This window comes from Desulfomarina sp., assembly GCF_054039375.1.
This window is the reverse complement of sequence record NZ_JBPLBA010000194.1, coordinates 1-9,244: the sequence shown is the minus strand read 5'-3', so window position 1 is coordinate 9,244 and position 9,244 is coordinate 1. Positions and strand designations below refer to the sequence as shown.

Genomic DNA, 9,244 nt, shown 5'->3' with positions numbered 1-9,244 from the left:
GCAGAATTTTACAATTTCTTTTTCTTCCAGTCTGGTGGGAAACTGAATGTGCAGGGTGTAGTCATTGTAAAGGTGGAAACTCACCTCAACAATTTTGCCAAGTGTTTTTAACACAGTTTCTTCCCTGTTGAATTTGCAGTTGAGGAGCAGGTATTTCCCCAGGAGAGCTCGTGCTGTTTCCCTGCTGGAGCACCTGATGCCGAAACTGGTTCCGGATACCGACAGTTCCGAGAGACTGCCTCGAAAATGTGTTTTGGTCTTTTTCCCTTTTTTGTCCAATAGATATGCAGTTACTTCTCCTGACAAAGTGTACCTGGTGGCATGCAGTTTATCAGATTTTTTCCTGCGGAGGATTTCATCGATTTGACCGTTTTTCATACAGTAGTCGATGAGTTTGTCATAGAGCTCAGGGTAAGTTTCATTCCAGTCGGTAGCCGCTGTGTTTTCCAGGACCATCAGTTGTACTTCCGAGCTGGTTACAGCTGTGGCACTGCAGAGAGCGATGGTGGCAAAGGTATATTCCCCCAGAATGTCTCCCCTGCCAAGTTGGGCCAGGACAGAATGTCTGTTCCCTTTTGGCTGGCAGATGGAGACCCTTCCCCTGTCAATGAAAAAGAGCCGGTTGTTGAATGAACCCTTGGCCAGCAGTATTTTCCCGCGTGGCACAATGACCTTTTTCAGGCTGTAGAACAGGCAGTTCTGCTCTTCTTCGGAAAGCGTGCTGTAGAGCTTATCCCAGACTGCAAAATGATCCCGGTCTCTGTTGGCAGTTTTTGCGTTTTCAATCAGTTCGGCCGATTTGATAATTTCGCTGAGGGCCATGGGGTTTATTTCAAGCAGTTTTTCCCGCAATGTTTCGGCACGGATGATATCATTGTTATCAAGGGAGGTTTTAATGGCATGGAAGATTTTTTCAGTCTGTCGGGTGAGATCCTGTTCAGGTGGGATGGGTTCTGATGGTGTGGCCATATCGTTTTTCTCCCGTAATACAGGTGTTGAGCATTGGAAGGTTTTTTTTATTATACCTGAAATCGTTGATTTCCAAAATCTGTGGCTGAAAAAACAATTTTTGTGTTGTTTGATGTAAATCAAAGTCCCTTTTATTTATCTCATATATCCTTACAGTGTATGTATACCTGCCGGTCGCAGCAGCATGTCGGCTATATATTAAAGGAATCATTTATATGGAAAAATACGAAAATAAAGGTATCAAGGAAATAATAGCAGAATTTCCCGAGGTTGGAGCTGTACTTGAACAATACGGTATCGGTTGTGGACCATGTACGGTGGGGATGTGTCAATTAAAGGATATCCTAGAGATTCATCAGATGGAGCCGGAACAGGAACGGGAGCTGATGCTTCGCATTGAGTCTGTAATTTATCCCGAAAGAAATATTCAGGTATCCGGGGAGACAACAGTGCTGCAAGACAGAAAGGTCCGGGTTTTTCATTCCCTGCCCATGCAGAAGTTGGTTGGTGAACATGTGCAGATCAAGCGCTGGCTGGCTCTGATTCCGTTTGTGGTGGAGAGCATGGATCTGCATTCTGAAGAGGGACAGGAACTTGTACGGGATGGTATTGATCTAATTCAATCTTATGCCGACAAGATTCATCATGGAAAGGAAGAGGATGTTCTGTTTGCGTATTTTGATGACAGCTCGGAAATTTTCCAGGTTATCTATCGGGATCATAAGGAAGCCCGCAGGCTTGTCAAGGATATGCTCACCTCGTTGGAAGCATCAGACGTCGGGACTCTGAAGGAACATCTTCTCGCCTACCGATCGCTGCTGACTGAACATATTAAAAAAGAAGACGAGATACTTTTTCCCTGGCTGGACAGGGAGCTGACAGCCGTACAGATTGAAGAGATTGCTGAGAAGTTTATTGCAAAAGATAAGGAAGCCGGAATTGATCCCGACAGGTATGAGCTTTTTCTTGACAACCTGGAACAACGGTTCATTTCCTGAACAGAAGAAACAGATATCTTAATGTAACTACTCACAGGGGTAGCAATTATATGATTTTATTACCTCTGAACTGTAATTGCTCACAGGTGGTGCAGATTTTTGCAGGTTCTTCTTCGCTTTTACCTACCTATGCGGACGAAAGAGACCGTGAAAAGCTGGTGTACCTGTGAGTAATTACATCTAAATTTAAGATTTTTCAATGTACGTTGGAGACATGTAATCATGTGTGAAAGTTATTGTTTAACATGCCGGTGTGGCAGAAACAGTGCCGAACTTTTCTTCGGTAAAATGGTTCTCAGAGAAAATTCGGTGACCGGGCTTTTCTGTCCTGAATGCAGCCGGGATAAAGACAGGGATAAACCTGGGAATATCTGGGATAATGGCTGGATCCTTGAACTTGATATGGATGTTGTCCGTTCACACGCTTCCACTTTCGGTATGCCTGCAGACAGCCTCACCGCTGATTGGGTTTTTGATGCCGGTTATGTGACCTGGGTTGGAATTACTCCGGATGACACCAGAAGAAGAAACAGGGAAAGAGAAGAAATTCAACAGTTGGCAAAAACTGATATTCTCGCCTATGTAAATGCCATGAAGGAGTGGGGGCTTGCCCGGGAAAAGCGGTTTATCGAGGAAGGGTGGCGAAAAATGAGGTAGTACCTGTCATGAATTGAGATGTTCAGGGATTTTTGACCTCAGGCCAGCCTGACAAAGCAGGCACATTTACAGGCTCATAATTGTCGGGCTGAGTTTCATCATGGGTAAATCAGGTCTTGTTTTGAATTAAGGCGTGGGGTTGTTGTGCCGGACTATATGCCTGCTTTGAATCCTTGACAGTATCGTGAATGCAGTTATACCGGTGTGTTGAAAAAATCAACAGGGAGGTCACAAAGCCGTCAAGGATTCCGGTAGATCATGAAACTGCTTCAAAACCGATTGCCTTGATGGCTGCAGAAATGTCATCTCTGCTGACGCCATCATTCTTAAAAGAAGCTTCTCCTTTTTTCAGGTCTACCGATACCTGGGAGAGACCTGCAATTCCTTCCAGCGTTTTCTGCACGGAACCTGTACAGTGGTTACAGCTCATTCCTTTTATTTTTATCGTTTCCATAAAACAGTCTCCGAAAAATGGGGGATGGATCAGGGTTTTTGTGTACCCTGGAAAAGCATTATAGTAAAAGTTGTAATAACAACAGAGGTTATGTCAAGTGTCTTTACAGTATCCATTTTAATCTTTATTTTCAATTACCCATGAAATGAAATTTTGTTTTCAAGGATACCGTAAATGGCAAGTCACAAAGCGGTCATGGATTGAAGACTGAATATTACCTGGTTATCCATGAAACTCAGCCCGATTGGCAATCGGAAAAATTATAATTTTAACTACTGACTGGTCACAGGGTTAACAACTCTGTGTTTTATTACTTCTGAACTGTAATTGCTCACGTGCCACAGATTTTACAGGTTCTTTTGTTCCGCATAGTTTACCTGTGCGGACAAAAAGGACGATGAAAAGCCGGGGAATTTGTGGGGAATTACTTCCAACAAAAGGTTATGCCATGGCAGGAACAGAAAAACTGCAGATGCCGGTAAAAGGGATGCACTGTGCAGCGTGTTCCGCTCGGATTGAAAAGATATTGAGCAACCTGGAGGGTGTTGACAATGCTGTTGTTAATCTGGCAATGGAAAAGCTGTCGCTGGAATACGACCCGGAGCAGCTTTCAATAAATGAAATAAAAGAGGCTGTGGGCAGGATAGGGTTTGAACTTGTTCTGCCTGAAACCGGCGGAACAGTTCAACTGGCCATTTCCGGAATGCACTGTGCTGCCTGTTCCGCTCGTATTGAAAAGGTAATAGGTGGCCTTGAAGGAGTTGACGAGTGCAGTGTCAATCTGGCAACTGAAAAAGCCCGGATCCGTTTTGATTCCACCCTTGTTTCCGTTGATGATATCACCCGGAATATTGACGGTCTCGGTTTTGGCGCCACTGAAGTAGCAGGTGACAGGGAGGAAGAGCTTGAAGGGGCGCTGGAAAGACTGCAGACCATGCGACGGCGGCTTCTGCCTCTTTTTCTTCTGGCTTCTGTGATTTTTTTCATCTCCATGGGGCATATGGTTGGAATTACGCTACCCAAATTTCTTGACCCCGGAATTTCGCCATTTAATTTTGCCCTGGTCCAGTTCGTACTTGTTCTTCCGGTCCTCTGGATGGGAAGGAATTTTTATATCAACGGCGTTCCCGCGTTTTTTCGAGGTGTTCCCAATATGGATTCCCTTATTGCCATGGGTACGGGGGCGGCCTTTATTTATTCCACCTGGAATCTTGTGGAAATTGGCCTGGGAATCGATACTGTTGCCAGGGCAAAAGATCTTTATTTTGAATCAGCGGCCATGTTGATTGCCCTTGTTTCTCTCGGAAAATATTTTGAAGCCAAATCCAAGGCCAAAACCACTGATGCTATCCGCCAGTTGATGGAACTTGCCCCGGAGGAAGCCATTCTCCTTGAAGAAGGTGGGCAACGGAAAATTGCTGTTTCAGCTATTCGGACCGGTGATCTGCTTCTTGTAAAGCCGGGGGAACGTGTACCTGTGGATGGGGTTATTGTCGATGGAAGGTCAAGCGTTGATGAATCTATGCTGACGGGTGAGAGTCTGCCTGTGGCAAAGAAGGTTGGCGACCAGCTTCTCGGAGGCACATTGAACGGGAATGGTGCATTGACCCTGCGGGCGGAAAAAGTGGGGGAGGATACCATGTTGGCCAGGATTGTTCAACTCGTACGCGAAGCACAGGGTTCAAAAGCTCCTATCGCCAACTTAGCCGACAGAATCAGTCTTTATTTTGTGCCGACAGTGATGATCATTGCCGCTGTCTCCGGGGTTTCCTGGTATGTTATAGGTGATGCTGGTTTTACATTTTCACTTCGTATTTTCATTGCCGTTCTGGTTATTGCCTGTCCCTGCGCCATGGGGCTTGCCACACCGACTTCCATCATGGTGGGAACCGGCCGGGGTGCGCAACTGGGTGTCTTTGTCAAAAATGGAGAAGTTCTTGAACTTGCCGGAAAAGTGGACTGTATTGTCTTTGATAAGACCGGAACCCTGACTGCAGGTAAACCGACTTTAACTGATGTTTATCTCAGTGGTTCCCTTGGGAAAGAAATGGCACTTGGATTTGCGGCGGCAGCGGAAATGCAGTCTGAGCATCCTTTGGCTGAGTCCCTGGTCAGTGCTGCCCGTGAAAAATCACTGTCCCTTCCCGAGGTTGTATTTTTCACATCCATTACCGGCAGAGGTGTTGAGGCTGAGTTGGAGAGTGGAGGTGTGAAATACAGTATTCTGCTCGGTAACAGTACACTCATGCAGGAAAAAAATGTAAAAGGACTCGATGTTGATCTGGAAAAAAAAGCAAAAGGATGGGCTGCTGACGGCAAGACTGTGCTCTATTTGAGTGTTGATGGAGATTTTGCCGCCCTGCTTGCAATTGCTGATCCCGTTAAAAAAGAGGCTGTGGCCGCTATATCCGACCTTAAAGCCATGGGGCTTGACCTGGTTATGTTGACAGGAGACAATGAGGTGACTGCCCGGGCCATAGCCCGGCAGGTGGGAATCGACAGGGTGATAGCAGGAGTACTGCCTGACCGCAAGGAGCAGGAAGTGGTCAGGTTACAGGAAAAGGGGCAGCTTGTTGCCATGGTGGGTGACGGAATCAATGATGCTCCGGCTCTGACACGGGCGGATGTCGGAATTGCCATGGGAACCGGTATTGATGTGGCCATTGAGTCGGCTGATATCGTTCTGATGCATGGGGACCCTAAAGGGGTTTCTACAGCCATCGGTCTGAGCCGGGCTACCATGACCAATATCAGGCAGAACCTTTTCTGGGCCTTTGCCTATAATGTGGTTGGTATTCCCGTTGCGGCGGGAGTCCTTGCAGTTTTCGGAGGGCCGACTCTGAATCCCATGGTGGGGGGGCCGCCATGGCCTTCAGCTCCGTTTCCGTTGTGACTAATGCCTTGAGGTTAAGGTGGTATCATCCAGAGTAGGTTGAGTCTGGAGAAAATATACCTTGCATTGTATACTATTTTTATATACAATTATTGTATCCATATTTATCCATCTGTAACAGATTGAAGATATGTGAAAATTATAATATTATGTTCTGTAATTTCACTGAATTCGGAATTTTGCAGACTCGCTTGCCTGCTCCGTCATCAATAGCTTGAACTATGCTGATACGTTTACCATTGAACCTCGCATTTCCGGCAGGTAAGGAAAATCTCGAACTTGTCGATTACAGGATTCAGGTAAAGTCATAGAGTTGTTGTCCCTGTGAGCAGTTACGGATTAATTGATTAGATCTGGCATTTTGCCAATGAAAAAATGGAGGAGCGGGATGTTTTCCATGTTGAGGATAAATACGGTAACCGGTGAAAGCCGGAAAGAGAGTTTTTCCGGTAAAGAATATCTGCTCGGGGGAAGAACTCTCTCCTCCCGTCTGGTCAGCCGGGAAATTCCACCCACCTGCGATCCGTTTGGCCGGAAGAACACACTTTTTTTCTGTACAGGTGTGCTTGCGGGTACCACGGTATCCAGTTCTGACAGGCTCAGTATCGGGGCAAAGAGCCCGCTCACGGGTGGAATTAAGGAAAGCAATGCCGGTGGTATTGTCGGTACACGTATTGCGCGGCAGGGATTACGTTGTATAGCCCTGGAAGATGCACCTGGGAAAGAGAGCAAATGGAAAATCGTCGTTGTCGGTAAAGACGGGGTTCAGTTTGAAGATGGAACTTTTCTTTCTGGAAAAGGGGTATATGAAAAATCCGATCTGCTCGTGGAAAAATATGGTCGAAAAGCCGGGTGTATAACCATCGGTCCTGCTGCTGAAAACCTGTTGCTGGCAAGTGGTATTGCCTGTTCCGATCCCCATGGCGTCTGTTCACGTTATGCTGGACGGGGTGGGTTGGGGGCCGTGATGGCCTCCAAACGTGTCATCGCCATGGTCATTCTTGATGACGGAGATGTGCAGCCGGATATGGCCGATCCGGAAACTTTTAAGGAGGGGAGCAAACGTATTGTCAAGTTACTGAAAGACAATCCGGTCTCGTCCCTTTTCACCAAGTACGGAACTGCGGCCATGGTGGATATCTGTCAATCCCTCAAGGTTCTGCCAACCAGGAATTTTACCCATGGGACCATGGACGGCGCCGAAAAAATAAATGCCCAGGCCATGTACGATATAATCAAGGAAAGGGGAGGCGAGGGAAAGACCCGCCATGCCTGTATGCATCCCTGTGCAATTCAGTGTTCTAACGTCTATCCGGACAAGGATGGGAAACTTCTCTGTTCTCCCATTGAATATGAGACCATGGCTCTGATGGGTTCCAACCTCTGTCTCAAAAATCTCGATATCATTGCCGAGATGAACAGAATTGCCAACGATGCCGGAGTTGATACCCTGGATGTGGGTGCGGCGATCGGGGTGGCGATGGAAGCGGGCCTGGCCGAATTTGGAGATGAAAAGGCAGTGATCAGTTTCATGGAAGAAGTGCGTGATATAACTCCTCTGGGGAGAATTCTGGCCTCCGGTTGCAAGGTTGCAGCCAAAGTCCTGGGAGTTCGTCATGCTCCCCACGTTCTCGGCCAGGCCATTCCTGCTTACGAACCCCGGGGAACGAAGGGAATGGCCATGACCTATCTCTCCAACCCCATGGGTGCCGACCATACTTTTGGTTTTACCCTCCGCGACGAGGAAGTGCCTGCATCAAAGGAGGGCAAAGTTGAATTGTCAAAAAAATTCCAGGTGATCGGCTCCCGGATGGATGCCATGGGCATGTGTAATTTTGTCCGCTATTCCGTCCGTAATGATATGACCCCTCTTCTTGACCTGATCAGGGCTTTTTATAATGTGGAAATCAGTCCGGATGAATTTGATGATCTGGTTAAAGAAACTCTTCGTATTGAACATCAGTTCAATACGGATGCCGGAATAACAGCTCTGGATTATCGTTTTACCGAAACGTTTTATGAGGAAGCGCAGGCCGAGACCGGTGAAACAATGGATATTACCGATGAGGAAAGCGCTCTTGCCCGTCAATGGTAAAGTTAAACTTCAAACTGACTGAAAGGGGAGAGGTTGAGATTCCCCTTTCAGAACCTCTGCGGCTGCAAACTCTTCTGGACCGCTGCAATGCGGAAAAGGGGGTTGATCCCGGCGGTTATATCGCCGTCTGCCGGGGGAAGGTTGTCTCCGGGGATCAACTGGTTGATGATGGGGATGAGATTGATATATTCCCCGCAATTTCAGGGGGATAATTGTTGCTCCTTGACAGGGGAGAGAGAGCTCTGGTAATGTGTTTCAATGCAGATAAAGGAAAAATCCGAACTCCCTTTCAAGGCATCTCTTTTTACAGTCTTTCTCTCCACACTTTTCGGGGCAAATGCGGTAGCTGTAAAGATCACTTTTAATGGTATTGGTGTCTTCAGTTGCGCGGGGCTCCGTTTTGGTCTGGCTGCCATTGTTATTTCCATCTGGGCTGTCTCTACCGGGAGGTCTCTTCGGGTCAGCAGGGGGCAGGCATACCGACTCCTGGTTGTCTCTTTTCTTTTTACAGCGCAGGTTGCCCTGTTTTACACTGGTCTGAGCAGAACCACTGCCTCGCATGGGATTCTTATTGCCAATTTCCTTCCCTTTGTCGTTCTGCTTCTGGCCCATTTCTTTATTCCCGGAGAGCGGGTGACCGCAGGAAAGGCCCTTGGGGTTGTTCTTGGGTTCACCGGTGTTCTGGTCCTTGTTTTCGATACACAGGCGGTGGATGCCTCCGTCAGAAGTGGTGATTTTATCATTTTCTGCGCGGTGTTGTTCTGGGGGGTAAACGCGGTCTACATCAAAAGGATAATATCCACGACCAATCCGGTGCTGGTGACGCTCTATCCGATGCTTCTTGCTGTTCCCTGCCTTTTTCTTGCCGGATGGTTTTTCGATAACGGCATGATCCGCCATGTCGATCTGTCAATCGGTCTCTCACTCTTTTATCAATCCTTTATAACTGCATCATTTGGATATATTGCCTGGAATACTCTGGTCAGCGAATATGGTACAGCGCTGATTCATTCCTACGTTTTTATCATGCCTGTTTCAGGTGTCTTTTTCGGAGTTGTTCTTCTGGGGGAGCCTTTGACGTTTTCTCTTCTCGGTTCGATTGTTTTTATTGTTCTTGGTATTGCCATCATTAATCGCAAAAAAGGTTGAACCGGTTTTCTACAGTCCCTTTATAACAG

General features: G+C 47.0%; 8 protein-coding genes. 6 read left to right on the top strand and 2 right to left on the bottom strand.

The window, feature by feature from the left end:
• Positions 1-969: Crp/Fnr family transcriptional regulator (locus ACXLDX_RS11270; RefSeq protein WP_457577282.1), on the bottom strand; the 969-nt coding region annotated here is incomplete at its 3' end.
• 215 nt (positions 970-1,184) lie between these two features.
• Between ACXLDX_RS11270 and ACXLDX_RS11265 the strand changes: the two genes are divergently transcribed.
• The gene (locus ACXLDX_RS11265) at positions 1,185-1,967 is read left to right on the top strand and encodes a hemerythrin domain-containing protein (protein ID WP_457577281.1); all 783 of its coding nucleotides are present in this window, start codon (positions 1,185-1,187) and stop codon (positions 1,965-1,967) included.
• 222 nt (positions 1,968-2,189) lie between these two features.
• Positions 2,190-2,624 (top strand): hypothetical protein, encoded by a 435-nt coding sequence (locus ACXLDX_RS11260; protein ID WP_457577280.1) that lies wholly within the window; start codon positions 2,190-2,192, stop codon positions 2,622-2,624.
• 256 nt (positions 2,625-2,880) lie between these two features.
• On the opposite strand, the gene ACXLDX_RS11255 is transcribed toward ACXLDX_RS11260, so the two are convergent.
• Positions 2,881-3,078: a heavy-metal-associated domain-containing protein gene (locus tag ACXLDX_RS11255; RefSeq protein WP_457577279.1), complete on the bottom strand. Its 198-nt coding sequence runs from the start codon at positions 3,076-3,078 to the stop codon at positions 2,881-2,883.
• Positions 3,079-3,526: 448 nt separating this feature from the next.
• Between ACXLDX_RS11255 and ACXLDX_RS11250 the strand changes: the two genes are divergently transcribed.
• The 4 genes from ACXLDX_RS11250 (at position 3,527) to ACXLDX_RS11235 (ending at position 9,215) form a co-directional block, all read left to right on the top strand.
• The gene (locus ACXLDX_RS11250; RefSeq protein WP_457577278.1) at positions 3,527-5,971 is read left to right on the top strand and encodes a heavy metal translocating P-type ATPase; all 2,445 of its coding nucleotides are present in this window, start codon (positions 3,527-3,529) and stop codon (positions 5,969-5,971) included.
• A 397-nt stretch (positions 5,972-6,368) separates the two neighbouring features.
• The gene (locus ACXLDX_RS11245; protein ID WP_457577277.1) at positions 6,369-8,066 is read left to right on the top strand and encodes an aldehyde ferredoxin oxidoreductase C-terminal domain-containing protein; all 1,698 of its coding nucleotides are present in this window, start codon (positions 6,369-6,371) and stop codon (positions 8,064-8,066) included.
• Complete coding sequence (locus ACXLDX_RS11240; protein WP_457577276.1) at positions 8,060-8,278, top strand: MoaD/ThiS family protein; 219 nt, start codon at positions 8,060-8,062, stop codon at positions 8,276-8,278. Before ACXLDX_RS11245 ends, ACXLDX_RS11240 begins: the two co-directional genes overlap by 7 nt.
• A gap of 46 nt (positions 8,279-8,324) precedes the next feature.
• On the top strand, positions 8,325-9,215 hold the full coding sequence (locus tag ACXLDX_RS11235) for a DMT family transporter (protein ID WP_457577275.1): 891 nt from the start codon (positions 8,325-8,327) through the stop codon (positions 9,213-9,215).
• The last annotated feature ends 29 nt before the right edge of the window (positions 9,216-9,244 follow it).

What these genes read in the sequence shown, in the direction of transcription:
- ACXLDX_RS11240 (WP_457577276.1), top strand. Translation starts at nt 8,060, where the DNA reads ATGGTAAAGTTAAACTTCAAACTGACTGAAAGGGGAGAGGTTGAGATT.
- ACXLDX_RS11260 (WP_457577280.1), top strand. Translation starts at nt 2,190, where the DNA reads ATGTGTGAAAGTTATTGTTTAACATGCCGGTGTGGCAGAAACAGTGCC.
- ACXLDX_RS11255 (WP_457577279.1), bottom strand. Translation starts at nt 3,078, where the DNA reads ATGGAAACGATAAAAATAAAAGGAATGAGCTGTAACCACTGTACAGGT.
- ACXLDX_RS11250 (WP_457577278.1), top strand. Translation starts at nt 3,527, where the DNA reads ATGGCAGGAACAGAAAAACTGCAGATGCCGGTAAAAGGGATGCACTGT.
- ACXLDX_RS11245 (WP_457577277.1), top strand. Translation starts at nt 6,369, where the DNA reads ATGTTGAGGATAAATACGGTAACCGGTGAAAGCCGGAAAGAGAGTTTT.
- ACXLDX_RS11235 (WP_457577275.1), top strand. Translation starts at nt 8,325, where the DNA reads ATGCAGATAAAGGAAAAATCCGAACTCCCTTTCAAGGCATCTCTTTTT.
- ACXLDX_RS11265 (WP_457577281.1), top strand. Translation starts at nt 1,185, where the DNA reads ATGGAAAAATACGAAAATAAAGGTATCAAGGAAATAATAGCAGAATTT.